Annotated in this window: 17 protein-coding genes and 3 tRNA genes; 10 read left to right on the top strand and 10 right to left on the bottom strand. The window is 33.0% G+C overall.

The features are described from left to right. Positions 1–67: 67 nt before the first annotated feature. Positions 68–1,627: an NAD(P)H-hydrate dehydratase gene (locus tag Q0912_RS07690; protein ID WP_299113707.1), complete on the top strand. Its 1,560-nt coding sequence runs from the start codon at positions 68–70 to the stop codon at positions 1,625–1,627. Between the two features lie 43 nt (positions 1,628–1,670). Here Q0912_RS07690 and Q0912_RS07685 read toward each other — a convergent pair whose 3' ends face one another. Both Q0912_RS07685 and Q0912_RS07680 read right to left on the bottom strand, forming a co-directional pair. Then, complete coding sequence (locus Q0912_RS07685) at positions 1,671–2,711, bottom strand: TlpA disulfide reductase family protein (protein ID WP_299113704.1); 1,041 nt, start codon at positions 2,709–2,711, stop codon at positions 1,671–1,673. A 101-nt stretch (positions 2,712–2,812) separates the two neighbouring features. Then, complete coding sequence (locus Q0912_RS07680) at positions 2,813–4,165, bottom strand: TlpA disulfide reductase family protein (RefSeq protein WP_299113702.1); 1,353 nt, start codon at positions 4,163–4,165, stop codon at positions 2,813–2,815. A gap of 126 nt (positions 4,166–4,291) precedes the next feature. Here Q0912_RS07680 and hutH point away from each other — a divergent pair, with 126 nt between their 5' ends. After that, complete coding sequence (hutH, locus tag Q0912_RS07675; RefSeq protein WP_299113700.1) at positions 4,292–5,827, top strand: histidine ammonia-lyase; 1,536 nt, start codon at positions 4,292–4,294, stop codon at positions 5,825–5,827. A 4-nt stretch (positions 5,828–5,831) separates the two neighbouring features. Here the strand turns inward: hutH and Q0912_RS07670 are convergent, their stop codons facing one another. Then, on the bottom strand, positions 5,832–6,209 hold the full coding sequence (locus Q0912_RS07670) for a hypothetical protein (protein ID WP_299113698.1): 378 nt from the start codon (positions 6,207–6,209) through the stop codon (positions 5,832–5,834). Positions 6,210–6,287: 78 nt separating this feature from the next. Continuing rightward, complete coding sequence (locus tag Q0912_RS07665; RefSeq protein ID WP_299113696.1) at positions 6,288–8,843, bottom strand: ATP-dependent Clp protease ATP-binding subunit; 2,556 nt, start codon at positions 8,841–8,843, stop codon at positions 6,288–6,290. A gap of 263 nt (positions 8,844–9,106) precedes the next feature. On the opposite strand from Q0912_RS07665, the gene gyrA reads away from it, so the two are divergent. Together gyrA and Q0912_RS07655 are read left to right on the top strand one after the other, a co-directional pair. Next, the gene (gene gyrA, locus Q0912_RS07660; protein WP_299113694.1) at positions 9,107–11,644 is read left to right on the top strand and encodes a DNA gyrase subunit A; all 2,538 of its coding nucleotides are present in this window, start codon (positions 9,107–9,109) and stop codon (positions 11,642–11,644) included. 29 nt (positions 11,645–11,673) lie between these two features. Then, positions 11,674–12,960, top strand: coding sequence for a tetratricopeptide repeat protein (locus Q0912_RS07655; RefSeq protein WP_299113692.1), 1,287 nt, complete (start codon positions 11,674–11,676; stop codon positions 12,958–12,960). A gap of 50 nt (positions 12,961–13,010) precedes the next feature. On the opposite strand, the gene Q0912_RS07650 is transcribed toward Q0912_RS07655, so the two are convergent. Next, positions 13,011–13,760, bottom strand: a complete 750-nt coding sequence (locus tag Q0912_RS07650) for a C40 family peptidase (RefSeq protein WP_299113690.1) — start codon at positions 13,758–13,760, stop codon at positions 13,011–13,013. 9 nt (positions 13,761–13,769) lie between these two features. Beyond that, the gene (locus tag Q0912_RS07645) at positions 13,770–14,948 is read right to left on the bottom strand and encodes an acetyl-CoA C-acyltransferase (RefSeq protein WP_299113688.1); all 1,179 of its coding nucleotides are present in this window, start codon (positions 14,946–14,948) and stop codon (positions 13,770–13,772) included. A gap of 113 nt (positions 14,949–15,061) precedes the next feature. Here Q0912_RS07645 and Q0912_RS07640 point away from each other — a divergent pair, with 113 nt between their 5' ends. The 4 genes from Q0912_RS07640 (at position 15,062) to Q0912_RS07625 (ending at position 17,492) form a co-directional block, all read left to right on the top strand. Then, positions 15,062–17,113 carry an HDIG domain-containing metalloprotein gene (locus tag Q0912_RS07640; protein WP_299113686.1) on the top strand — a complete coding sequence of 684 codons (2,052 nt, stop codon included), beginning with the start codon at positions 15,062–15,064 and terminating at the stop codon, positions 17,111–17,113. Between the two features lie 102 nt (positions 17,114–17,215). After that, positions 17,216–17,299 (top strand) — tRNA-Ser (locus tag Q0912_RS07635). Positions 17,300–17,318: 19 nt separating this feature from the next. Continuing rightward, positions 17,319–17,393: transfer RNA gene (locus tag Q0912_RS07630), tRNA-Pro, on the top strand. Positions 17,394–17,418: 25 nt separating this feature from the next. After that, a tRNA-Arg gene (locus Q0912_RS07625) sits at positions 17,419–17,492 on the top strand. 101 nt (positions 17,493–17,593) lie between these two features. On the opposite strand, the gene Q0912_RS07620 is transcribed toward Q0912_RS07625, so the two are convergent. Then, positions 17,594–18,526, bottom strand: coding sequence for a M23 family metallopeptidase (locus tag Q0912_RS07620; RefSeq protein WP_299113684.1), 933 nt, complete (start codon positions 18,524–18,526; stop codon positions 17,594–17,596). A 128-nt stretch (positions 18,527–18,654) separates the two neighbouring features. Between Q0912_RS07620 and Q0912_RS07615 the strand changes: the two genes are divergently transcribed. Both Q0912_RS07615 and Q0912_RS07610 read left to right on the top strand, forming a co-directional pair. Continuing rightward, entirely contained in the window at positions 18,655–20,208 is a 1,554-nt protein-coding gene (locus Q0912_RS07615; protein WP_299113737.1) for a DEAD/DEAH box helicase family protein, read from the top strand. Between the two features lie 68 nt (positions 20,209–20,276). Beyond that, positions 20,277–20,870: a DUF4251 domain-containing protein gene (locus Q0912_RS07610; RefSeq protein ID WP_299113682.1), complete on the top strand. Its 594-nt coding sequence runs from the start codon at positions 20,277–20,279 to the stop codon at positions 20,868–20,870. Between the two features lie 542 nt (positions 20,871–21,412). On the opposite strand, the gene Q0912_RS07605 is transcribed toward Q0912_RS07610, so the two are convergent. The 3 genes from Q0912_RS07605 to Q0912_RS07595 all read right to left on the bottom strand — a co-directional run bounded on the left by Q0912_RS07605 (position 21,413) and on the right by Q0912_RS07595 (position 25,891). Further along, the gene (locus Q0912_RS07605; protein ID WP_299113680.1) at positions 21,413–22,051 is read right to left on the bottom strand and encodes a hypothetical protein; all 639 of its coding nucleotides are present in this window, start codon (positions 22,049–22,051) and stop codon (positions 21,413–21,415) included. Between the two features lie 490 nt (positions 22,052–22,541). Beyond that, positions 22,542–25,166, bottom strand: coding sequence for a tetratricopeptide repeat protein (locus tag Q0912_RS07600; RefSeq protein ID WP_299113678.1), 2,625 nt, complete (start codon positions 25,164–25,166; stop codon positions 22,542–22,544). A 566-nt stretch (positions 25,167–25,732) separates the two neighbouring features. Next, positions 25,733–25,891, bottom strand: a complete 159-nt coding sequence (locus tag Q0912_RS07595) for a hypothetical protein (RefSeq protein WP_299113676.1) — start codon at positions 25,889–25,891, stop codon at positions 25,733–25,735. Positions 25,892–25,918 lie beyond the last annotated feature (27 nt).

The following is a 25,918-nucleotide window of genomic DNA, read 5'->3' as shown; positions in this document are numbered from 1 at the left end:
AGAATAAAAAAATTAATTGCGAAATAAATGATGAAGTGGATTTTCGCCTTAAATAATTAATGTTTATATGAAAGTTTTCTCTAAAGCACAGATATATGAAGGAGATAAATTGACCACAGAACGTCAAAACATCGCATCTACTGATTTAATGGAGCGTGCTGGAACTCAAATTTTTAATTGGATTCATACACGAATGCAAGGTGCTCAAGTGCCCATTCATATATTCTGTGGCATTGGTAATAATGGTGGTGACGGTTTAGTTTTGTCCAGGCATTTAATTACACACGGCTATAATGTTATAACTTATATTATTAACTGTAGTGATAAGCGTTCGAAAGATTTTCTTATTAATTACGATCGCATAAAAAATGTAACCAAAGATTGGCCAAAAATGTTAAGTTGTAGTGGTGATTTTTCTGAAATTATGATTGACGAAAAAGACATTATTGTAGATGCTGTATTTGGTATTGGTTTAAATCGTCCGCCAAATGATTGGGTTAAAGAATTATTTCAAAAATGGAAGTCGTCTAAAGCATTTACTTTAGCTATAGATATACCTTCCGGTTTATATACGGATAGAGCAGTTGAGGATGAGAATGCAGTAGTGTATGCAGGCTATACTTTAAGCTTTCAGTCTCCTAAATTGGTGTTCTTTTTACCAGAAACTGCAAAATACACTATACAATGGGAAGTTTTAGATATAGGTATTGACAGGGAATATTTAATGCAAACAGAAACTGAAGTAGAGCTTATATCTAAGTTTGAAGTTTTGCCGCTATACAAGCCACGAGAAAAATTTGCACATAAAGGTGACTTTGGGCACGTTATGATTCTCGGTGGAAGCCATGGGAAAATTGGCGCTGTAAATTTAGCAAGCAGAGCCTCTTTGAGTTCTGGCGCAGGTTTGGTCACAGCGTATGTGCCAGAATGTGGTTATAATAGCCTTCAGGCTTCTTTACCAGAAGCAATGGTAATTACAGATGCCGAAACTAAATTTATTAGTGCCATCAATTTTGATATTGAACCAACTGTCATTGGTGTTGGAGTAGGCTTGGGAACTACAGATAAAACTATAAAAGCATTAGAAAATTTTTTAAAAAAGAATAAAGCTCCTTTAGTAATTGATGCTGATGGTATAAATATACTTTCAAAAAAGAAAACCTTATTAAAATTATTACCAGAACAAACTATTTTAACACCACATCCTAAGGAATTAGAGCGTTTAATAGGAAAGTGGTCTGATGATTTTGATAAATTGAAAAAAGTTAAAGCATTTACAAAGAAATACAATATTATAGTCTTAATTAAGGGAGCAAATTCAATTACAGTTTATGGTGATAAATTGTATGTGAACACTACTGGCAATTCTGGTATGGCAACTGCAGGTAGTGGAGATGTCTTAACAGGAATTATTTCAGGTTTAGTCGCGCAAGGTTATAAGCCTCTTAATGCTACAGTTTTCGGTGTATATTTGCATGGAAGGTCTGCCGATATTTCTTTAGAAGATTATGGCTACCAAAGTTTAATGGCTAGTCATATCATTGAAACCTTAGGAGAAGCATATATAGATTTATTTAAACAACCAGAACAAGATCAAGCTCAGGAAAATAATAATGCTGAACAATAAAAAAGCCCTCTAAATTTAGAAGGCTTTAAAAGCATTATAATTATCATATCTTTAAACTGTTTAGCAACTTCGCTAAATCTGGATTAGAAGGTCTCGGAGCATCTGCGTTGACAATATTTCCTTCAGGATCCAATAAGATGAATCTTGGGATTCCACTAATTTGGTAGTCTTGGATAAAATCTGATCTAAATCCTTTGTCAGCAATTAATTGCATTCCTCCTAACTCTTTTTCGGCAACCATTTTTTTCCAGCCTTTATAAGCCTCTTCAGCATCACCTTTATAACCACGTCCTTCGTCGACTGAAATACTTACAAACTGAATATTTTTATTCTTAAATTCCTTTTCTAGTTTCTTTAGAGATGGAATTTCTTTTAAACAAGGACCACACCAGGTAGCCCAAACATCTATGTATACATATTTACCTTTTAGGTCTTTAAGAGATGTTTTTCCCCCAGCAAAATTTTCATAATCCACAAATGTAGGCGACACAGTTCCTTTTGGTAATGCTGCACGTGTTGCAAACTTTGTCTCCATAATTCTGTTGAGTTGCCGCTCAGTCATTCTTATATTTTTGTCCATCATAATCACATGGATAGAATCTACATTTGCGTATTTCTTTTTTAGTGTTTCATAATCTGAACGGTAATCTTTAAGTGCGGTGTCTATATCTTCCTCAGTACCAAATTCTATGAGTTCTTTGTTAAAATATTTGTCAATAAGGAGAAACGATTGTAATGAAAGGTTATTAAAATCTGAACCGTCACCTTTAAAAGTCACTGTTTTTATGAAGTTATCATAATCAGCTGTAAAGGAAGACTCAAAATTATTCTTAAGATACATTTGTCCATACTCTCTACCATGTTGAATAGTGTAATCACCTTCTTCAACTTTTAAAGTATCCTTAAAGGTACCATCATCATTAATAGTGATTACTTTTTCATAAGCTTGACCTTTAAATATTTTAAGCGTTTTGCTCTCATGAGCATTTTCTATTTTACCAGAAATAGTAGCGTAATCCTTTGGCTCATCATTTTTGCATGCAGCCAGGATAATTATAATACTTAATGTTAATAATCTTTTCATCATAATTTTTTTGGGAGGACAAAAGTAAACAATCTTTAATAAAACCTATAAAAAATGCCTTCGTATAAATTGAAGGCATTTAGGTTATATACTCTAATATATTAAATTTTTAATTCCTCAAAAAGTGCTACTAATTTAGGACTGGAAGGTCTAGGTGCATCTGCACTGATAATATTGCCATTTGGGTCAATTAAAATGAATCTTGGAATACCTTCTATTGCATAATCCTGAACAAATTGTGAATTCCAATCTTTATCTGCCATCAATTGCACACCTCCAAGTTCTTTATCCTTAACCATTTCTACCCATTTATTATGTGCTGCTGCCTTGTCAATAGAAGTGCTTACAAAAGCTATATTTTTACCATGAAACTGTTTTTCAACCTCTTTAAGAGATGGAATCTCTCTAATGCATGGTCCACACCATGTCGCCCAAACATCTATATAAACATATTTCCCTTTTAAATCTTCTAAGGATGTTGTACCTCCTTTATGATTTTCGTACTCAACAAACTTTGGTGAAGGCATACCTTTTGCCAACTTTTTTACCTTGTTATACTTTGTCGTTAATTCTTCTTTGAATTTATCATCAGAAGACATAGCCATTATACCTTTGTAATATGCGTCGTTGTGTTTATTACTTGGTGATATTTGATAATTTAGCATATTAGCTAGATCTTTCTTTAAGTCAGGAAATCCTTTTTTATTAATCATTTCAAAAATTTCAGAAGGGTTATCAGCATTACTAATTTTATTAGAGTAATACCCTTGTACTAGCTCTTTATATGTATCAAGTAATGCATAATCTTCTTGGTTATTATAATCAATAGCATCTAATGATCTCATAAAATTCTCTGAAGGTTTAAACTCATCATTTTTTGTAAAATATCTATGGGCAGGTTGATAATTTTGCAGATAAGATAAATACTCATATTCTGTATTTTTCTCTTCTAAAGCTCTAAATTCACTACTTATGTTTTTGGCAGCTTTAAGTAGCTCTGACTTTGAGCTCTTAACCTCATCCATTGTAGCTAAAAAATCTACTTCATCCATAGAAAATACTTTAGCATAGTCAAAACTAGATTTTTCATCAGCCAAGAATTTTGTCGCTAAATAATTACTGTTCTCAGAACCTTTTCCAGTATAACTTAAGGTTTCATCAAACTCTTTGTAATTTAATGTAACTTTAATATCATCTTCAGGTTTAAGATAAATTGTAGACCTTTCTCCTTCATGGTTTAGTGTATAATAGCCAGGCTCTACTCTAAGCGTGTCTGCAAAACTACCATCTTTTGATAATGGTATTTCTTTTACTTTTTCTCTCCCTTTATAGATAGTGACCACCTTATCTGCTGGGTTTTCAATTTTTCCAGAAAAAAGAGCATAATCAATCTTAGGTTCCTCTTTGCAGGCAAATAATGCCATCGCTAAACAAATAATTAATAATCGTTTCATATTTCATACTTTATTTAGTATCAAAAATAATCATTAAAAGATGAATTTCAAGCCTGAAGGAATTATTAACAATTTGTTGTGAAACCAAAAAATATTCTCAATTTTGAAACATTATAATTACGATTTATGGACAACTATCATATTATTTCTTCTAATGCTTTAGATATTGTTACGATATACAATATTTTTAATGACAAAAAAAAGCTAAAACTTTCTGATGCTTCAGTCGAAAGTATTAAAGCTTGTAAAGCGTATTTAGATAATAAACTTGCCAATAATAAAAAACCAATATATGGTATAAATACTGGTTTTGGGTCGCTTTGTAATACTAAAATTTCTAATAAAGATTTAACTAAATTACAAGAAAACCTTGTGATGTCCCATGCTTGTGGTACTGGTTCTCGTGTACCAAAATCTGTAGTAAAGGTGATGTTACTTTTAAAGATTCAGTCTCTCAGCTATGGACATAGTGGTGTACAGCTAGATACTGTAAACCGGCTGATTGATTTTTTTAATAATGACATTTTTCCTTTTGTATATACCCAAGGATCTCTGGGAGCGTCTGGTGACTTGGCACCTCTTGCACATTTAGCTTTACCATTATTAGGAAAAGGATATGTTGTACATGAAGAGGAAGATTATGAGGCATCAGAGCTATTAAAAAAGTTTGGTTGGCAACCCATTAAACTTGAAGCAAAAGAAGGTTTAGCATTATTAAATGGTACTCAGTTTATGAGCGCTTATGGTGTATATCTGCTTTTAATGTCGCATAAGACGTCGTATATGGCAGATATTGTAGCCTCAATATCTTTGGATGCTTTTGATGGTCGTATAGACCCTTTTCATGATTTAGTACATGAGGTAAGACCACATCCTGGACAACGAAAAGTGGCAAAACGTTTTAATGAACTTTTAAAAGGAAGCGAACTTATAGAAAGAGAGAAAGCACATGTTCAAGACCCTTATTCTTTTCGATGTATTCCACAAGTACATGGTGCGACTAAGGATACTTTAGACTTCGTTGAAAAAGTGATTTTAACTGAGATTAATTCGGTTACAGATAATCCTAATATTTTTCATGAAGATGATTTGATTATCTCTGGAGGAAACTTCCATGGGCAACCTTTAGCATTAGCACTAGATTATCTAAAAATTGCCATGGCTGAAATTGGCAATATTTCTGAACGACGTACATTTCAATTAGTTTCGGGCTTACGTGGATTACCAGCATTTTTGGTAGGCGATCCCGGATTAAATTCTGGTTTTATGATTCCTCAATATACAGCAGCAAGTATTGTAAGTGCCAATAAACAACTAGCTACACCTGCAAGTATTGATAGTATTGTATCTAGTAATGGGCAAGAAGATCATGTAAGTATGGGAGCCAATGCCGCAACGCAAGCCTATACATTAATTAGAAATGTAGAGCGTGTTATTGCCATTGAGTTGATGAACGCTTCGCAAGCATTAGAATTTAGAAGGCCATTAAAAACCTCACCCTTACTGGAATCGTTTTTAGAGCATTATAGAAAAGTAGTTCCGTTTATAAAAGAAGATCAAGTTTTGCACAATGACATTGAGGCTTCTATTCAGTTTTTAAACGATGTAGATATAGAGGTTGAAGAGCTGTTTTTAAATAACTATGGAGTAGAGAAGCATTAGAAAATTATAATGCATTATTTCTTATAAGTCTATCAGCCCAATTAAATGCGTCTTCTAAATCTGTAAATATCTCAAAGGGTTTTGTAAAAAACATTTGTTCTATTTGCGCATTGACCTTAGCCTGATAATTATTAGAAACTACAGCAAAGCCTTTTAAATTTTCAATTTTAACGGTTTGGTAATATATTTTGGGATCAACAGAATAAGAGTTTATTCTATGCGTAATATATACAAATGGTTTATTAGGATAATAGGTGTTTGTAACCTCTACCAAAACATCACTATGCTCTGATTTTATATTTATTCCTTCTTTTATTACAACAACGAGATAATGATCATAAATCGTCATATCACAAAAGTCGAAAGTTAGGGATTCTTTCATGATTTAGTACTTATGAATTGTAAGATAAAAAAAAACTCTTTCACATAGAAAGAGTTTTAATTATAATGGTTAAAATACCTAGGATTCTGTTGTTTTACTAGAACTTTTAATTTTAATCTTAAGCTCGTCATTTTTAGTATCTAAATCCATAGTAATAGTATCTCCCTCATGAATTTTAGCATTAATAATCTCTTCTGCAAGTGCATCCTCTACATATTTTTGAATAGCTCTATTTAGTGGTCTTGCCCCATATTGTTTGTCAAATCCTTTTTCGGCGATATAGTCTTTAGCTTTATCCGTTAATTTTAAGTTATATCCTAAATCTTTAATTCTGGTAATAAGTTTAACTAATTCAATATCTATGATTTTATTGATATCTTCTTTTTCTAAAGCATTAAAAACAATAACATCATCAATCCTATTCAAAAATTCAGGTGCAAAGGCTTTTTTAAGTGCATTTTCAATCACAGCTTTTGCATAATCTGTTTCTTGAGCTTCTTTTGCTGAAGTCCCAAAACCAACACCTGTACCGAAATCTTTTAATTTACGTGCACCAATATTAGAGGTCATAATAATTATGGTATTTCTAAAATCAATTTTACGTCCTAAACTATCCGTTAAATAGCCATCATCTAATACTTGTAATAACATATTAAATATATCTGGATGTGCTTTTTCAATTTCATCTAAAAGTACAACAGCATAAGGTTTGCGTCTAATCTTTTCGGTTAACTGACCTCCTTCTTCATAACCTACATAACCTGGAGGTGCACCAATAAGTCTGGACACTGCAAATTTTTCCATGTATTCACTCATGTCAATCCGCACTAAGGCGTCATTACTATCAAACAATTCACTTGCCAGTACTTTTGCTAATTGTGTTTTACCAACACCAGTTTGTCCCAGAAAAATGAATGAACCAATAGGTTTGTTAGGATCTTTTAATCCAGCTCTGTTTCTCTGAATTGCTTTTACAACTTTTGCAACAGCATTATCCTGACCAATGACTCGTCCTTTTATAAGTTCTGGCAATTGCGCTAATTTGTTAAGCTCAGTTTGTGCAATCTTAGTTACAGGAATACCTGTCATCATAGACACAACATCAGCAACATTCTCTTCACTAACGATCTCTCTATGTTGTTTAGTTTCCTCTTCCCATTTTTCTTGAGCAGATGCTAATTCTTTTTCCAATCGTTTTTCATCATCACGAAGCTTTGCTGCTTCTTCATACTTCTGCTTTTTAACGACACTATTTTTAGTCTCCTTAACTTTTTCAAGCTTTTGCTCTAATTCCAGTATCTGTTTAGGCACATCAATATTAGTAATATGTACACGAGAACCAGCTTCGTCTAAAGCATCGATGGCCTTGTCTGGCAAGAAACGTTCTGTCATATAACGATTTGTTAATTTGACACAAGCTTCAATGGCTTCGTCTGTATAGTCAACATTGTGATGTTCTTCATATTTAGACTTAATATTATTAAGTATTTCTATCGTTTCTTCTACCGTAGTTGGTTCTACTATTACCTTTTGAAAACGACGCTCTAAAGCACCATCCTTTTCTATATATTGCCTGTACTCATCTAAAGTTGTAGCACCAATACATTGTATCTCTCCTCTTGCAAGTGCAGGTTTAAACATGTTTGAAGCATCAAGACTTCCTGTAGCTCCACCAGCTCCAACAATAGTATGAATCTCGTCAATAAATAAAATGATATCATCATTTTTTTCAAGCTCATTCATAACAGCTTTCATGCGTTCTTCAAACTGTCCTCTATATTTAGTTCCAGCAACTAAACTTGCCAGATCAAGAGTAACCACACGCTTATTAAATAGGGTACGAGAGACTTTACGTTTCACAATTCTTAGCGCTAAACCTTCTGCAATTGCAGATTTACCAACACCAGGTTCTCCAATTAAAAGTGGATTATTTTTCTTTCTTCTACTTAAAATTTGAGATACACGCTGTATTTCTTTTTCTCGTCCCACTACAGGATCTAATTTTCCTTCTTCAGCAAGAACTGTCAGATCTCTGCCAAAGTTATCTAAAACTGGTGTCTTAGACTTTTTATTTGTTTTGCTAGACTGGCTGCCTCCAAATGGATTTTGCTTAGCGTCATCGTCTTGATCATTAATATCATCATCAGAGAATGATTCTGCTTTTGGTTCGTCTAGGTAATCATCATCGCTAGTAATCATAGATTTAAATTCTTCTTTTACGTTATCATAGTCTACTTTGAGTTTGTTTAACAACTTCGTAGTAGGATCATTTTCATTTCTTAAAATACACAATAGCAAATGTGCAGTATTTATTGAGGTACTTTGGAATAGTTTAGCCTCCAAAAATGTTGTTTTTAAAGCGCGCTCAGCTTGTCTTGTTAAGTGCAAGTTTTTCTTTTCGTTAGATGTTGCCGTTATATTAGGATTAGCAGGGCTCAAAATTTCTACTTTTCTTCTTAAGTGATTAAGATCAACGTCCAGTGAACTTAGTATATCAATTGCCTTACCGTTTCCATCACGTAAAAGACCTAGCATTAAATGTTCAGTACCAATAAAATCATGGCCTAAACGCAAGGCTTCTTCTTTGCTATACGCTATAACATCTTTAACTCTTGGGGAAAAATTATCGTCCATAGTAAACTCCTTTCTGCATTAAAAATAGTAAAAACATATTATGTATATGTCAAAAACTATACCTTAATTATTATAGATAAACGAATAGACTAAAAAACCATTTTAAATCAAAGTAAATTTTAGGATACTTATTAACGAAAAAGATATCAAAAATTGTTAATAAAAACTCTCAAATTAGACTTTCAAAGTCTCAATAAACACTACCAAATTGGTTATATTAGCACGTTTTGAAAACCTACAAAAAATACTAATTTACTTTATATATGGCAGAAGGAGAAAAACTCATTCCAATTAACATTGAAGATGAAATGAAATCGGCTTACATTGACTACTCAATGTCAGTCATTGTGTCACGTGCACTACCCGATGTAAGAGATGGTTTAAAACCCGTACATAGACGTGTACTTTATGGCATGCATGAGCTTGGTGTTAGAGCTAATACAGCACATAAAAAGTCAGCAAGAATTGTTGGTGAAGTTTTGGGTAAATATCATCCTCATGGTGACACATCAGTTTATGATACAATGGTACGTATGGCTCAAGAATGGAGCTTACGTTATATGCTAATAGATGGTCAAGGTAACTTTGGTTCTGTAGATGGTGATAGCCCTGCAGCAATGCGTTATACAGAAGCACGTATGCGTAAAATTTCTGAGGACATGTTGGCAGATATTGATAAAGAAACCGTAGATCATAAATTAAATTTCGACGATACTTTAGAAGAACCAACTGTTTTACCTACACGTATACCTGGTTTATTAGTTAATGGTGCTTCTGGTATTGCAGTTGGGATGGCAACTAACATGCCTCCGCATAATCTTACTGAAGTTGTAAATGGTACCATAGCATATATAGACAATAATGCTATTGAGATCGATGAATTAATGCAACATGTTAAAGCACCAGATTTTCCGACAGGTGGAACTATCTATGGATATGATGGTGTTAAAGAAGCTTTTCATACTGGTCGAGGGCGTATCGTAATGAGAGGCAAGGCTAATATCGAAGAAGTAAACGGACGCGAATGTATCATAGTAAATGAAATTCCTTATCAGGTAAACAAAGCAGATATGATTAAAAAGACTGCTGACCTGGTAAACGATAAAAAACTCGAAGGTATTTCTACTATTAGAGACGAGTCTGATAGAAATGGAATGCGTATCGTTTATGTTTTAAAGCGAGATGCTATTCCTAATATTGTTCTTAATAAACTTTATAAGTATACGGCATTGCAATCATCTTTCAGTGTTAATAATATAGCATTGGTAAATGGTCGACCTCAGTTATTAAACTTAAAGGAACTCATTCATTATTTTGTTGAGCATAGACACGATGTAGTTGTAAGACGCACTAAATACGAATTACGTAAAGCCGAGGAACGTGCTCATATTTTAGAAGGTTTAATTATTGCTTCTGATAATATAGATGAAGTAATTGCTCTGATTAGAGCCTCTGCAAATGCAGAAGAAGCAAGAGCTAAATTAATTGAACGTTTTGAATTATCTGAAATACAAGCTAAGGCAATTGTAGAAATGCGTCTGCGTCAATTAACAGGACTGGAGCAAGATAAATTACGTGCTGAGTATGAAGAGTTAATGAAAACCATAGAAGATCTTAAAGATATTTTAGATAAGAAAGAGCGTCGTATGGATATCATTAAGTCAGAACTAGAAGTTGTAAGAGATAAATATGGAGATGAGCGTCGTTCGGTTATAGAATATGCAGGAGGTGATTTAAGCATTGAAGATATGATTCCAGATGAAAAAGTGGTTATCACTATTTCTCATGCAGGTTATATTAAGCGTACTTCATTGACTGAATATAAAACTCAGAATAGAGGGGGAGTGGGGCAAAAAGCATCTACTACACGTAATGAAGACTTCTTAGAGCATTTATTCGTTGGTACTAATCATCAATATATGTTATTCTTTACCCAGAAAGGAAAATGTTTCTGGATGCGTGTCTATGAAATACCTGAAGGAGCAAAAACTTCAAAAGGTAGAGCGATTCAAAACCTTATTAATATTGAGCAAGATGATAAGGTGATGGCATTTATTTGTACGCAAGATTTAAAGGATGAAGATTATATCAATAGTCACTATGTAATTATGGCGACAAAGAAAGGTCAGGTTAAGAAAACATCCCTAGAGCAGTATTCCAGACCTCGAACTAATGGTATTAATGCTATTACTATTAGAGAAGATGACACTTTATTAGAAGCTAAACTTACTACAGGTGAAAGTCAAGTAATGCTAGCATTAAAGTCTGGTAAAGCTATTCGTTTTGAAGAGGCAAAGACAAGACCAATGGGTAGAAATGCATCTGGCGTAAGAGGAATTAGACTCCAAGATGAAAAAACTGACGAAGTTATTGGTATGATAGCTGTTGATGATATGGAGAGTAACATCCTTGTAGTTTCAGAAAATGGCTACGGAAAACGCTCAAGACTAGAAGATTACAGAATTACTAATAGAGGTGGAAAAGGAGTAAAAACTATATCTATTACAGAAAAAACAGGTAACTTAGTATCTATTAAGAATGTTACTGACGATGATGATCTGATGATTATCAACAAATCTGGTATTGCCATACGTATGGAAGTTGCCGATTTACGTGTTATGGGTAGAGCTACTCAAGGGGTCAAACTCATTAACTTAAAAGGTAATGATTCTATAGCTGCAGTTGCTAAGGTGATGAAAGACGATGAAGATGAAACTGAAGAGGTAGATACTGAGGCTACTGAAAATCAAGAATCTAATGAAGGTGGCACGGCTATTGATAATAATGAAACTGAAAACTAAAAATTAATAACAAAATTATTTATTACAAAATGAAAAAATTAATAACATTAGTGCTTGTTTTTGCTGTAGCGACGATGTCTTTTGCTCAAAAAAACGAGATTAAGGCTATAGAAAAAGCACTAAAAAGCAAGAATTTCTCTGATGCAAAATCTGCAGTTTCTTCAGCAGAAGCATTGATAGGAAATATGGACGACAAAACCAAGGCTAAATTCTACTTTTTAAAAGCTCAAGCATTATATGCCAATGGTGCTGGTACTGATGCCAATATTGATAAAGCTATTGTTGCACTAGATAAACTAAAGGATTTAGAGTCTTCAATGGGTAAGCTAAAATATACAGATCAGGCGAATGAAATGAAAAATGGTATGTTTAAATCTTTTTTGCAAAAAGCGAACCAAGCGATAACAAATAAAGATTATAAAACTGCAGCCTATCGTTTTGATAAAATGTATAAAATGTCGCCTAAAGATACGGTCTATCTTTATTATGCGGCTTCCTCAGCTGTAAATGCAAATGACTATGAAACATCTTTAAACTATTATAACCAATTAAAGAATTTAGGTTATACAGGTATAAAAATGAACTATATGGCGACTAATTTGGAAAGCGGAGAAGAAGAAGTATTTGCAGACAAGACCAATAGAGATTTTGCAGTAAGAACACTAAAAACGCATGATAGCCCAAAAGATGAAAAGAGTACTTCTAAAAAGGCAGAAATTGTAAAAAATATTGCACTTATTTATGTATCTCAAGGTGAAGATGAAAAAGCATTAGCTGCAATGTCTGATGCAAGAAAAGTTAATCCTGATGATTTAGGCTTACTGTTATCAGAGGCTAATGTATATCTAAAATTGGGTAATATGGACAAGTTTAAAGTGCTTATGGAAGAAGCGGTGTCTAAAGATCCAAACAATGCCGAATTGTTATTTAACTTAGGGGTTCTTTCTTCTGATGCTGGTAACATGGCTGAAGCTAAAGATTATTATGAAAAAGCACTAGTTATAGATCCAAACTACGTAGATGTATATAATAATTTAGCCTTTGTTACTTTAGCTGAAGAATCTTCTATTATTGAAGAAATGAATAATTTAGGTAATTCATCAGCAGACAACAAACGTTATGATGAGCTAAAAGAAAAGCGTTTACAACTATATAAAGACGCAATACCATATTTAGAAAAATCCTTAAGTCTTGTAGAAAAGGTAAGTACAGTAACAAGCTTAATTAATATTTACAGTGTTATTGGAGATATGGAAAAGGTTAATACTTTAAAAGCTAAAAAAGCGCAATTAGAAGCTTCATCTGGCGGTAATTAATACCACCAAACTACTATTATAAAAAAAGCGACTTCCAGAAGTCGCTTTTTTTATACAATCTTCTTTATAACTCTAAGTCTGTGTGTGTGCATGTTTTTATCAGTATTATAGATACCACTATGATCTAATCGGTCTATACGTACTTTACCATGTGCATGAATAATATAGTTATCCTCCATTATAATACCAACATGAATAATATTCCCTTCATTATTATCAAAAAAGGCCAAATCACCTGGTTCGCTTTCTTCAATAAAACTTAAGGGAACTCCTTGAGTAGCTTGCTGTGAAGCATCTCTTAAAAGTTTATATCCGCTGAGTTTATATACCATTTGAGTAAAACCAGAACAATCAATTCCAAATGGGGTTTTTCCTCCCCAAAGATATGGTGCATTGAGATATAAAAATGATGTTTTTACAATTTCAGACTTTGGATGTTGTGATACGATACGATTGCCATCAAATCCATGTTTCATCAATTGTAACCCGTTTAAATCAGATCCAACAGGAATTGGATACAGATTGCTAACATCATCAGAAACATATTCAATTAAATCCCTGGATAAGTTAATGTTGGCATTTATGAGGTCTTTGTAATCAGAATCTTCAATTTCTTTATACTGCTTATTATCTATCCAGCCTTCGTATCTATCATAAGCAAAACGAATACGACTCCATTTTTTACGCTGTTCTAAAACTTTAAATTGATCCCCATAAAGAGCTTGCGTTACCATTTCACTGGTATCGCTAGGTTCTAATCTTATAGGTACAATTCCTAGATTACAGATGCCGTATTGCATAAATAAGTTTTAAGCGCGCTCTATTACCATAGCCGAAGCACCACCACCACCATTACAGATAGCTGCAGCTCCTATTTTAGCACCATTTTGGTGAAGTACATTGATTAATGTTACTAAGATTCTGGCACCAGAACATCCAAGTGGATGACCTAATGATACAGCTCCTCCATTAACATTGACATTACTATCATTTAATCCTAATAGTTTCATGTTAGCTAAACCTACAACAGAGAATGCCTCATTAAACTCAAAGTAGTCTACATCATCTAGTTCTATATTAGCTTTAGCTAATGCTTTTGGCAGAGCTTTGGCTGGCGCAGTGGTAAACCATTTTGGTTCTTGTGCAGCATCAGCATAACTTTTTATAATTGCAATAGGGGATAAGCCTAATTCATTTGCTTTCTCTTTGCTCATTAATACCATAGCAGCCGCACCATCATTAATTGTAGAAGCATTTGCAGCGGTTACAGTACCATCTTTAGTAAATGCAGGCCGTAAAGCAGGAATTTTTTCCATCTTTACATTGGTATATTCTTCATCTTTATCTACAACAATAGCATCTCCGCGACGCTGAGGAACTTCAACTGAAATTACTTCATCATTAAACTTACCTGCTTCCCAAGCTGCTTTTGAACGCTCATATGATTGAATTGCAAAATTATCTTGATCTTCTCTGCTAAATTCATATTCACTTGCACAAGCATCTGCACAAACACCCATAGCATTTTTATCATAGGCATCAACCAATCCATCTTTTTGCATACCATCTTCAAGCGTAGCCGGACCAAACTTCGTAGCACTACGTGCATGATAATAATGAGGTATAGCACTCATATTTTCCATACCTCCTGCAACTACGATATCTGCATCACCCAATTGTATAGCTTGGGCAGCTTGCATGATAGCTTTCATACCAGATGCGCAAACTTTATTTATTGTAGTACAAGGAACGGTGTCTGATATACCAGCATATATTGCAGCTTGTCTTGCTGGTGCTTGTCCTGTACCTGCTTGTACAACATTACCCATTAAGACCTCTTCAACTAATTCTGGTTTTAGGTTAATTTTATCTAAAGCACCTTTGATAGCTGCCGCTCCTAATCTTGGTGCAGGTACACTAGATAAACTTCCTAAAAAACTTCCTATTGGTGTTCTAACTGCAGATACGATTACAACGTCCTTATTCATTATTTTTGTGTTTAAATTAATTGCTGCGAAATTAATCATTTTTTAAGATATTTTAGAATGAATTAATGAATATAGCCATGTAAAATTCTAATATTTGTTACATTTGATTGTATATGAAGGAACTTCTTAATAAATGGTATAAAAATCATGCTCTGGTATATAAGATACTACTGTTTTTGGTAACCACACTTTTCATTGTGTACTTATTTCCCAAAACAGGAAAGTTTAGATATTCATTTGAAAAAGGAAAGCCTTGGCAATCAGAGAATTTATATGCCCCATTCAATTTTGCCATAAAAAAAGCCGCAGATGAAATAGAAAAAGAGCAGTTAGAGATAGAGCATAATGCTTCTGTTTATTTTGATGTAAATACACAACTTAGCAATAATAGTCGTTCAGATTATATAAAAAAATTCAACATAACGTTTAAGGACACACTTAATATATATACCCGAAATTCTAATCTTTACAAAGAAGGCAAAGCTTTTATAGATGAGCTATATAGTATTGGAGTTTTAGATTCTGACTATTCCTATTCTAATGACAAGCCAGTGGTCTTAGTAGAATCTAATACCATTGAAAAACAGTTACAATATGGCGATTTAGTTAAAATCAGCCAATTAAAACAACGTTTAGAAGAACACTTTTCTAATTCAATAGCTTCAGATAAACGTAATAAAATGATATCGCTCTTCTTTGATATTATAAAACCTAACCTAACACTTAATGAGAGTTTAACACAAAAAGCATTAGAAGAAGAACTCTCAGTAATTTCTCAAACACGAGGGAGTATAGAAAAAGATCAGCTAATTATATCAAAAGGGCAGGTTGTTAAGGACGAAGAGTATAATATTTTAAATTCTTTAAAAGCTGAATACGAATCACAAGTCTGGAATACCGCAAATTATAATTGGGTCCTGGTTGCTTATACTTTATTAGTTGCATTAGCGCTTTTGATGCTTCTATTGTTTTTAAGAAAATATAGAATGGATGTTTTTTTAAATAATACTAAAGTTACTTTCATTTTTTTCAATGTGGTTGTAATGATTTTATTGAGCACATTAGTAATTAATTATAACTCACAATACATTTATGTTGTACCACTATGTATTTTGCCTCTAGTTTTAAAAGCATTTTTTGATGCCAGGTTAGGTTTATTTGCGCATGTACTCACTGTATTGCTACTAGGCTTTATTGTGCCTAATAGTTATGAATATATGTTTCTGCAGATTATTGCAGGAATTGTAACTATTCTTACCGTTTCAGAATTATACAAACGTGCTAATCTATTTATTTCAGTAGGGCAGATTACACTTATTTATATTATAGCCTATTTTGCTTTTTTTGTTATTCACGAAGGACAGATAACAAGTTTAGAATGGAAAACTTTTGGATTATTTATTTTATGTGGATTAGCAACGCTATTTGTTCAACCTCTGATATACATATATGAGAAGATTTTCGGATTAGTTTCTGATGTCTCATTATTAGAACTCTCAGATACTAATACTAAACTCTTAAAAGAGCTTTCTAATAAAGCACCTGGAACATTTCATCATTCTTTGAATGTGGCCAACTTAGCAGAGGCTTCGGCCAATGAGATTGGAGCAAATTCAATGCTGGTTAGAGTAGGGGCTTTATATCACGACATCGGTAAAATGAAAAACCCAACATACTTTACTGAAAACCAAAGTACAGGTATTAACCCTCATGATGAACTTTCAAACCGAGAGAGTGCTAAGGTGATAATAGACCATACAATTAACGGTATAGAAATTGCCAAACGAAATAACCTTCCAGATCGTGTTATTGACTTTATTAGAACGCACCACGGAACGAGCTCAGTATACTATTTTTATATGAAAGAAAAAGCAGAAAATGAAGCTGCTAACATTGAGGAGTTCTCATACCCTGGCCCAAAACCATTTAGTAAAGAAACTGCTATTTTGATGATGTGTGATAGTGTAGAAGCTGCATCTAAAAGTTTAAAAGAGCCTACAACTACAAAAATTAATGACTTTGTAGAAAGTATTGTTAATAAGCAAATGGAAAATGGTCAGTTTTTAAATGCGAACATTACCTTTAAAGAAATTCAATCTATAAAGAAGGTATTAAAGCATAAGTTGGCTAATATTTATCACCTTAGAATAGAGTATCCAGAATAAACGCATTTTATTTCAAAAAACTAAAAAAAATTGTTGCGTTCTTTAATATGAAAAGTTACATTTGCATCCGCAATTTTAAGGAACGTTCTATAAATATTGTTAGGAGAGGTGCCAGAGTGGTAATGGAGCAGATTGCTAATCTGTCAACGCGTAAGTGTTGCCCGGGTTCGAATCCCGGTCTCTCCGCTAAATAGATAACCAGTTTCGGGGTGTAGCGTAGCCCGGTTATCGCGCCGCGTTTGGGACGCGGAGGTCGCAGGTTCGAATCCTGCCACCCCGACTTTCAGAGTTTATAACTCTTGAATGGTCGCGTAGCTCAGCTGGATAGAGCATCTGCCTTCTAAGCAGACGGTCACAGGTTCGAATCCTGTCGCGATCACATAAAGCTTCACTAATAGTAGTGGAGCTTTTTTGTTTTTATAAAATAGCAATTAGTGGAAATTTAAAACCTAAAAATAATTCTATTTAGGTACTAAGTATTTATAATTCAAGAATTAGTTTTTGGCCAATTCTCAAGGTAGACGTTTTCTTAATCTTATTGGTTCTGCAAATTGCAGCGATACTTGTTTTATTTCGTCTCGAAATTCGTGATAAGGTATCACCTTTTCGCACTACATAGACTTTTCGTTGTTTTTCCAAGCTTGCCAAAGCTGCTTCCTTGGTTTCAAAGAGTGTTAATTTAGCCAGACCTCTAGAACTATGATAGCTAGGTCTGGTCCACTTACGAGTAACCCAAATATTTTGTGAGCGAATCCTGTTGGTCTCATCGAAATTAAAGAGGTATTCCGGATGAATGTACTCTCCCTTATAACTTGTTACCAAATGCAAATGGCTTCCCGTAGAGCGTCCTGTATTACCACCTTTACCTAAATACTGACCCTTAGAAATTGTGTCATTTGCTTTTACAGCTATATGCGATAAATGTGCATAGGTGGTTTCTATACCATTGTAATGACGAACTACCACAGTTTTTCCATGACCGCGACTATATCTGGCAAAACGTACAATACCATCGAGCATAGAGACTACAGAATCCCCTGTTACCAAATCAATATCTATACCTTTGTGAGGACGACCTCTACGCCAGCCATAACGTGATGTAATCACTTTTTTGTGCTGAACAGGAGAGGAGTAGGAACTATCACTAAACGTTATATGCAATGGAAATTCTAATATCGTATTTCTATAAGGATTATATACAGTGGTATCCCAATAATCAGCTTTTATATTAACAGTTTGCTCAACCATTGAATCTTTATGTGTTTGTATCGGAATTTCAATTTCTTCAACTAAAATTGTCTTCTCAACTGTAGTCGGAAGCATAATTTTAATAGTTTTAGATAGGCTGTCATTTTGTGCAAGGGTAATACTCAAAGGCATTAGAAATGCAAAACAGAAGAAGAGGGTTCTCATTTTTTTTTTAAATAGCTAACGTCTGAAAGAACGCTAAATTAAAACAATTATTGTTAATCACAAATCGCTTTAACATCTCCTAAAATACCTTAATTTTGCAACTGATAAAAACTAACAGTATTTATAATATGTCTCAAACAAATCAGGTCATTCAAGAAAAGAAAACGGATAAAGAATTATATGACTATCAGCAAGGTGCAATAAGTCAAATTTTTGAAAAGTTTGATACAGCACCAGACGATTACCATTTGTTATATCAACTGCCAACTGGTGGTGGTAAAACAGTGATTTTTTCAGAAATGGTACGTCAGTATTTAAAAAATCACGATAAAAAAGTGTTGGTCATGACTCACAGAATAGAGTTGTGCAATCAAACCTCTACAATGCTAACCAGTTTTGGTGTGACCAACAAAGTGGTGAACAGTAAGGCCAATCTCGATGATCAGGCTGAGTATTCATGTTTTGTGGCTATGGTAGAGACTTTAAATAACAGATTAAATGATGATAAGCTAGATATTTCGGATGTGGGTTTGGTTATCATTGATGAAGCACATTATAACTCATTTACCAAACTCTTTAAGTTTTTTGAAAAATCCTTTATTCTAGGTGTTACCGCTACACCATTAAGTTCTAATAAAGAACTGCCTATGAAGGATAATTATAAAGAATTAATTACTGGAGAAACCATAGAGAACCTTATCGAGAATGAGTTTTTAGCCAGGGCAGAAACTTACGCATACGATATGGGTTTAACATCTTTAGAAGTAGGTTCTAATGGCGACTATACTGTAAAATCTTCAGAAGATCTATACTCTAGTCCTGCGATGTTACAAAAAACTGTAGATGCCTATAAAAAGCATTCGGCAGGGAAGAAGGCCCTGATATTCAATAATGGTATTAACACCTCTATTAGTGTGTACTACGCGTTTAGAGAAGCTGGTTTGCCTATTATGCATTTAGATAATACAGCAACCAAAAAGCAACGTCAACACATCTTAGATTGGTTTCACAATACACCAGATGCCATTTTAACCTCGGTAAGTATATTAACCACAGGGTTTGATGAGCCCACAATTGATACGATTATCTTAAACAGAGCAACAAAATCTTTAACCTTGTACTACCAGATGGTAGGTAGGGGATCTCGTATATTGAATAATAAATCCAAGTTTACAATTATAGATCTAGGAAATAACCTATACCGATTTGGACCTTGGGGAGCCGATTTAGACTGGCAGCTTATTTTTAAATCACCAAATTGGTATGCCGACCGTATTAAGAGTGACGAAGCTATTGAAGCTAATTTTAAACATGGTCTGGCTGACGAGATTAAAGGAGAATTCTCAAAATCTGAAGACACCTATTTTGATATAAGACAAACCTATAAAGATGCTGTAGCAAAAGGGGAGTCCTCAAAAGTTGTTTTAGAACGTTCTATAGAGCAGCATGCTAAAATTTGTATTGAGAATAGTGAGGATGTTTATGATGCCTTAGGTTTGGCAAAACTATTAAAAGATGATATTAACCAACGTATAGAGATCTATGCGAAATGCATTAGTAAAAGCACCTATAATTTCTTAAAGTGGTTAAAGGATGATTATAAGACAAAGCTCAATGCTTATTTGCGTGCAAATTTTGATGAAAAGTTTGAAGAAATCCATGGTTATCCACCAGAAGAGTAACTAAAACGCCTTAAAAGACTGTTAATTAGGTTGTTAATTTAACATTTTGGTTGTATCTTTAATGCACAATGAATAGAAAAGCATTATATAATCGGCTAAAGTTAGTGTTTTGTGTTGGAGTTTTAGGTCTGATGTGGACTTGTAAATCCGCGAAAGCAGTAGAGAGAAAAGCTAATGAATTGAAAACATTAGAGCAACTCTCTGAGCAGAACAATTACCGCATAGATGTGCAAGTTGCATTTCCGTTTAATACTCAGGCCACCACACAAGTACTCAATGCCTTATTAATACAAAATACAGGAAATACTCCTAATAGAATTGACGTTGGTGGTAATGGCAATTATATAGAAATACGTAAAGATTCTATAAAAGGAAATCTTCCATTTTTTGGTGAACGCCGAATCAATGCAGGTTCTTATGGTGCTACAGAAGGAGGCATAACCTTTAATGATAAGTTAGAAGATTTTACAAAGCTGGTTAATGCAGACAAAGGTAAACTGATTCTTAAGTTTAAGACCCAACAAAAAAATGGTGGTACTGATAATTACGATGTAGTTATTGAGATCTTCCCAAATAAAAACAGTATAATAAGTGTGACGCCAACGTATAAAACTTATATGCGTTATTCTGGATTATTAACTGCAATAGAGCCTTTAGAGTAGAACATAAATATCTGATTAAGTGTGAAGTTGTAGAAATATTATTTTACATAATGTAAATTATAGGACATTTTTAATATTCGATTATCAGTGGATGATTGAATATTAAAACCAATCATTGATATCTATTATGAGTGTAACTATATAATCGGTCTGCTACGCTGCGTTAATGCAATGTTCCTATAATTAGACGTTATGTCAAATGTCCGCTATCCAAACGCTCGATTGTTTTGTAAACTCAAATGCGCAGCATTCTTGAGCTCTTTATTAAAAGCGAATAATTTGCCATCGCTTGGCCAGCGCACACTATTTAGCGTTGAATGTCCTGTGGACATTTGTTGCTAAATACCCAAAGCCTAGCTTTTAGGTGTTATTAAATTTTGAGGTATTTGAATATTTGTACTACATATTTTTTTCTACGCGATTCTCAGAGACTTGCCATAAGAGCTGAAATTTTGAAAAAGCAAAATTCTTAACACTTATTACATTCATACATCCTATTAAACATTTTATTATTAGAACTTGTAATATTATGTAAAATAGAATTAAATTTTAGTAATTAATCCAAATATGGTTTCTGTATCCCCTTTGTTAGTAATGACTGCTTTATATAGATAAGTTTTTTCATTTAAGACTTCAATAATTTCAACAGCAATTATGTTATCTTCTTTATGCTTATCTTTCTCTAAAGGTAATTTTACAGTTTCTAAAATGTACTTATGGTCATCAGTCCATTTAATATTATAAACCTGTCTTCCACCTAATCCACCTTTCTCAATTTGACGCTTTTTGCGTCGTTTCATTATGGTTTCGCTATATGCAGGATTCTCATACTTAAATTTCCCTCGATGAAAAGCTTTACATTTTATGCGATCTTCTTCTGGCAATTCATAAGTCTTATATTTTGAGTTAACGAAATAATAGACTGATTGCCAGCATTCATCAGTCATTTTCATTGGATAAATTAACTCACCCTTTTTAAAATGTTCTAAACAGCCTTGTTGCCAACCCTCATGCTTATAAGTACTTTTTTCTTGGTTAATTACAATATCATATCGCTTTCCATTCTCATCGACACAATAATCAATAACGACAACTGCTACTCTATCAACATCATCTACAAAGGTTTGTGAGTAAGAAAAAGAAGAAATTATTACAATTATGAAAAACAGAAGCTTCTTCATGTAGTTGGTTTATAGCTAAAGTACTCTATCTTTTTTTCTTGGATAAAAAAAGAAACAAAAAAATCAAGACTGCATATAATTTTGGAAACAATTACGGCTCGTTACGCTACATTTTAGACTATTTGCAGTTAAGAAAATGTACAGTGTACATTTTTAAGCAAATACTATTTGAAACGAGCATTTTGTAAAGAGTTGTATCCAAACACAATCATCCACTGGATAATTGCATTTGTATAGCCTAAAATCTTACGCTCCTCTCACCTATTGTTTTACCAAAATGATATGAGGTCGGTTTGCCAACGCATCATCTGGGTAAAATGAAAATACTGATTCCAAATAGTCTAACCGTGCTACAAAGTGCATCACACAAGATATGCTAAATATAACATTGGCAAAGAACCAATTAAATGGTTAGAATCTGTATGTAAATCATGCCATGATAATCTGCATTAATATGAGTATTGATTTTGCCAGAATTTTATTCGTCAATTTATTTCCGTTTGAACTTTTGCTGAAGTTTCAATGCATAAAAATGATCTGGTTCAATCTTTAAAATTTGTGTTGTTAGTTTTCTTGCTTCTGCAATTTTACCCAAATGAATATACAACCACGCAAAATTTGTTCTATCGTTTAAATCATTTAGGCTGCCGTTTTCTAATTTGTTTTTTAACAACTCTATCATACGAGAAATTATTGCATTTTTATCATCCTCTGAGCCTTCAAGTTTTTTTTCACTCAATAGTCTATTCAATCTATTCGAGCATGAACTAATCGAGGCTTCAGAAGTTGTATCTATCTCGCACATTTCAATCAAAGAGTGAATTTCACCAAAATAGTTTTTTTCTTTTTTATATAAATCAGCTAGTTTTTTCCAGACAGAAATATTCTTATTAGGATCGCTCTCATTTTGTATAAATCGTTCATATTTACTTATCGCACCTTTATAATTTCGTAATTCTTCCAATAATGCACCATATGTAATCCAAGATTTATATTGTTTATGACAGATGTAATCTAAAATTGGAGTATAGGAAGCAAGTTTTTCATTCTTTTTAGTGGAAATTTTATAAGCAACTTGTTGGAAAAATTTTTCAAATCTTAAATCTACACCTTCATCTACATCAATAACCTTTCCAACACCTAGCATCATTAACATTTCTCTATCATTATAAACTTGTTGTTTTAAAGTACTAACAACTAATTTACTTTGTCCAAATAAATATGCAGACAATGGCAATGAAATAAATTTTGAATTATCTTTTTTAGATGAATAAATGTCTATAAAAGAAAATCTATTGAGCTCAGTTATTGCATCTTCAACATTCATTTTCATATAAGAAGTACTTGTTATAATTGCTTCAATACCAATTTTTGGAACTGTTGATCTCCAACTAGCTAATGTTAAAAACACCTTTTTAGCTGCCTGTGAGAGCATTGTGTAAGTCCTTTCAAAAAGAGCTGTTAACATTTCATCTTGTCCTGCAACAATTCTGCTAATATCTCCAGCCTTATTTTCATTTGCAACAACACCAAGCAATATTTTTGCAACATAAGGATGGCCAGCAGATTCCTCATAAAGTTTATTAATATAATTTGTGTCAATTAGATCATTAATACCTAATTTATCACTTACTGTATTAACAAGTTTTTTAAATTCATTAATATTCATACCAGATACAGTTATCGGGTAATCTGCTTTGAATTCACTGATGCGAGATGTGATTAGTATTTTATTAGGTGTACGAATGTAAGTATCTAGCCAATTAAACATTTCTGAGGGATTTTGAACAGTTTCAAAATTATCAAACACCAACAGCATAGGACCCACACCATCTATTTGAGTTTTTAGATGTTCCTCAATAAACTCTTTAGATTCAAACTTCTTTTGTTTTAATAGTTCGGGATTGACTAAGTTAACAAATTCCTTAGCTACATCCTCTATACCTAAAACTTGCGGTTGTACAGATTTAGCTCCATAATCAAGTAAATCTATATCTCGTGAACTGAACCATAAAATTGTTTGAAATCTATTTGTAAGACACAGTTCTCGCAGAACTCTAAGTGCTAGAGTAGTTTTGCCAATTCCTCCTCTACCCAAAAGAGTTATCATTGGATGTCTTTCATTTATAACAATCTTATTCAGCTCAGTCTCCAAATCTTCTCTATTTATATAAATAGAGTCAACTTTCGGAAGGTTAGTAAAACAATCTCCTATCACTTCTAGTTTAGCTAATCCTTCTGTTTCACTTGTTGGCAAATCACCCGGAGGAAGTAAATAACGTGAATTATCTTTACTATCTCTAGAACCTGAAACATATGAAAGAACTTCAAATCTTTTACTAGAGAAATTACCATTAGGGAAGAAAAAATCACTAACTGAACCATCGCTTTTTACCAAATCAACATAAACAGGACGATTTAAATATAAATATATACCACGTTCATAGTTTTTATCTTTTCCAGCATTAGATTTTAAGTAATTAAAACTATTACAGTTTTCAGAAATACTAAGTACCTTAAATTTTCCAGATAAGTTTTGTGATAAATACGCCCACTCATAATTGAAAAGCGTAAAATTATTGGAAATTAATAATAGTGATTTTTCTAACAAAGAACACAATTGTCCAGTTAGATCACTTGAAATAGCGCCATGTCCACGAGTTTTATTTCGTAATCTAGTAAATAGAATAAACCAATTTTTAAAAGATGTTTTTGTGGCATTATTTTCAACATTTTCACCAATGATTTTCAAACATTTAAATAAATCATTGACAACATCAAATTGCCAATGACCAGATTTCACCTTTTGGGTTATCAATTTTTGCTCTTGACGTAGTTGAATCGATAATAAATGTGAAGTTGGTCCACTTACTAATTCTTCAATTGCTTTAGCCCAATCACCAATTCCATCAGCTCTTACTAAATTATATAATTGGGTATATTTATGTTTTTTTGCATCATCACTAACTCCAGACAGTAATCCTGCGCAAATTAATTTAGTAATTAATTCGCCTGTATATAAAAGTGACAGAAAATATGCAGAATCAGAATCTTGTTTTTCAATGTCATTTCTTTCCCAAATTTGTTTAAGTATCTTAAACTTGCCTTTATACATAAATAATTTTTAATTTAAATAACCAAGATAAAAAGTCTTATTATTAAACTGTTAATATTAAAATAGTAGTTATAAACATTATATACACTAACTGTAAAATAACTTCATTACTGCTTACTTCTACTTTCATTTAGTAAAAGATTATTTTATTTTGTTAAATAATTAAGGGAGAGCTTAAATATAGTAAACTTTGTAGGAATTACTTTTACTGAAAACCGCAAATAATTGAAAGTTATTAACTCATAATCATTCCACACACATTTTCGCCACTACTCCACCCATACGAAAAAGAGTGTTCCATTCACTTTGGCAGAGGAAATTATTAGATAAGATTTTTCAGAAACTGCATCACTAACATGGGCTTTTAACCAAATCGAGTTTACGAGATTCATGAACTCATTAGTTTAAAATAATAACCTTGTGAATAAAGCCCATGTTTACATAACGCTAGTACATTATAGGACATTTTTAATATTTGATTATCCAGTGGATGTTTCTATTTAAAAAGTATGTAAAATGTCCGCTATTCAAACGCTCGATTTTATAGGAATCTTGGTTTACTCAATTTAATCATCTTCACCCATTTTTACCAGCAATATACCAATAATGCTTGCTACAGGAGGTGACCACCTCACACCGGTTAAATCGTATCCAAAAGCTGCTCCTAAAAAATCTATTATTGCAAAGAGAATTAGTAAGTAACCTAAATATTTAAGAATTTCCATAGGCAATCAATTTAAAGTTATAATAAA

Source organism: uncultured Winogradskyella sp. (assembly GCF_947498345.1).
GTDB lineage: Bacteria > Bacteroidota > Bacteroidia > Flavobacteriales > Flavobacteriaceae > Winogradskyella.
The sequence above is the reverse complement of the archived record's forward strand: the minus strand, read 5'-3'. Positions and strand labels throughout refer to the sequence as shown.

What these genes read in the sequence shown, in the direction of transcription:
- Q0912_RS07690 (WP_299113707.1), top strand. Translation starts at nt 68, where the DNA reads ATGAAAGTTTTCTCTAAAGCACAGATATATGAAGGAGATAAATTGACC.
- Q0912_RS07685 (WP_299113704.1), bottom strand. Translation starts at nt 2,711, where the DNA reads ATGAAAAGATTATTAACATTAAGTATTATAATTATCCTGGCTGCATGC.
- Q0912_RS07680 (WP_299113702.1), bottom strand. Translation starts at nt 4,165, where the DNA reads ATGAAACGATTATTAATTATTTGTTTAGCGATGGCATTATTTGCCTGC.
- hutH (WP_299113700.1), top strand. Translation starts at nt 4,292, where the DNA reads ATGGACAACTATCATATTATTTCTTCTAATGCTTTAGATATTGTTACG.
- Q0912_RS07670 (WP_299113698.1), bottom strand. Translation starts at nt 6,209, where the DNA reads ATGAAAGAATCCCTAACTTTCGACTTTTGTGATATGACGATTTATGAT.
- Q0912_RS07665 (WP_299113696.1), bottom strand. Translation starts at nt 8,843, where the DNA reads ATGGACGATAATTTTTCCCCAAGAGTTAAAGATGTTATAGCGTATAGC.
- gyrA (WP_299113694.1), top strand. Translation starts at nt 9,107, where the DNA reads ATGGCAGAAGGAGAAAAACTCATTCCAATTAACATTGAAGATGAAATG.
- Q0912_RS07655 (WP_299113692.1), top strand. Translation starts at nt 11,674, where the DNA reads ATGAAAAAATTAATAACATTAGTGCTTGTTTTTGCTGTAGCGACGATG.
- Q0912_RS07650 (WP_299113690.1), bottom strand. Translation starts at nt 13,760, where the DNA reads ATGCAATACGGCATCTGTAATCTAGGAATTGTACCTATAAGATTAGAA.
- Q0912_RS07645 (WP_299113688.1), bottom strand. Translation starts at nt 14,948, where the DNA reads ATGAATAAGGACGTTGTAATCGTATCTGCAGTTAGAACACCAATAGGA.
- Q0912_RS07640 (WP_299113686.1), top strand. Translation starts at nt 15,062, where the DNA reads ATGAAGGAACTTCTTAATAAATGGTATAAAAATCATGCTCTGGTATAT.
- Q0912_RS07620 (WP_299113684.1), bottom strand. Translation starts at nt 18,526, where the DNA reads ATGAGAACCCTCTTCTTCTGTTTTGCATTTCTAATGCCTTTGAGTATT.
- Q0912_RS07615 (WP_299113737.1), top strand. Translation starts at nt 18,655, where the DNA reads ATGTCTCAAACAAATCAGGTCATTCAAGAAAAGAAAACGGATAAAGAA.
- Q0912_RS07610 (WP_299113682.1), top strand. Translation starts at nt 20,277, where the DNA reads ATGAATAGAAAAGCATTATATAATCGGCTAAAGTTAGTGTTTTGTGTT.
- Q0912_RS07605 (WP_299113680.1), bottom strand. Translation starts at nt 22,051, where the DNA reads ATGAAGAAGCTTCTGTTTTTCATAATTGTAATAATTTCTTCTTTTTCT.
- Q0912_RS07600 (WP_299113678.1), bottom strand. Translation starts at nt 25,166, where the DNA reads ATGTATAAAGGCAAGTTTAAGATACTTAAACAAATTTGGGAAAGAAAT.
- Q0912_RS07595 (WP_299113676.1), bottom strand. Translation starts at nt 25,891, where the DNA reads ATGGAAATTCTTAAATATTTAGGTTACTTACTAATTCTCTTTGCAATA.